Annotated in this window: 2 pseudogenes; one reads left to right on the forward strand and one right to left on the reverse strand. The window is 69.5% G+C overall.

Annotated features, from left to right (window positions below):
- Nucleotides 1–115: 115 nt before the first annotated feature.
- Nucleotides 116–400, reverse strand: a pseudogene (locus tag G3N99_RS41165) (RNA polymerase sigma factor region1.1 domain-containing protein); the annotation flags it as partial.
- 297 nt (nucleotides 401–697) lie between these two features.
- Here G3N99_RS41165 and G3N99_RS41170 point away from each other — a divergent pair.
- Nucleotides 698–905: pseudogene (locus tag G3N99_RS41170) on the forward strand (hypothetical protein); the annotation flags it as partial.

The following is a 905-nucleotide window of genomic DNA, read 5'->3' on the forward strand; positions in this document are numbered from 1 at the left end:
AGCAACTGGATGATCGGATCGAGCGGCGAGTCCGCCCGGGGAGTGGGGCGTGGCGTAGTCATGTCGATGGCGGCGTGAGCCGCGTTCCTGTCTGGGCGGGCCGAAGTCCGCTGGTTTCGCCGAGCATCGCGCGGCCTTCGTCGAGCGCATCGCGATCGACGTCGACTGGCGCCGAACCGGCGAACGGCGCAGGCACGGCCGGCTCGTCGAGCACGGCGATGCCGATGTCGGCGAGCGCGGCGCGCACGACGTCGAGCGCGTCGGGGCTGTCGCTTTCGGGCGGCAGCGCGTCGACGAGGTCGGCGTGGGTCAGATATCCCTGTTCGCCGGCGAGCGCCAGCAACTGGATGATCGGATCGAGCGGCGAGTCCGCCCGGGGAGTGGGGCGTGGCGTAGTCATGTCGATGGCGGCGTGAGCCGCGTTCCTGTCTGGGCGGGCCGAAGTCCGCTGGTTTCGGGCCGCCGGTTGCTCGCGAACCCCGTCCGCGCCGGCCAGCCTGACATCGTTCAAGTTGAGGGCATTTGCGCGAACTTCAACGCGAGCGCGACAGACCTGCCAGCACGCGGCGTGCCCGCGCGCCCGTCCGGTGCAGGAAACAAAAAGTAACCGATCATACCGAGCGGAAATCTGCAGGGGACGTAAGCTAGAGTCAGGCGCGCACCTGGCGGCGACGCGCGGATTCTGCCGGAGCAACACATGACCCCGATTCCTGCCGCGAGGTGTGCGGTATTCGCATTGACGACGCTGACCCTCGGCGGCTGTTATTACACGAGTCCGTATGGCTATGCGCCGTACTACGCGCCGGCGCCGGCCACGCTGACGCAGCGCGAGATTCCCGTCACGCCGGCTGCACCGGCCACCGCTGCGCCGGGCCCGACCGCGGCTTCGGTCGCGCCGCCGGTGG

The organism is Burkholderia sp. Ac-20392 (assembly GCF_017104585.1).
Lineage (GTDB): Bacteria > Pseudomonadota > Gammaproteobacteria > Burkholderiales > Burkholderiaceae > Burkholderia > Burkholderia lata.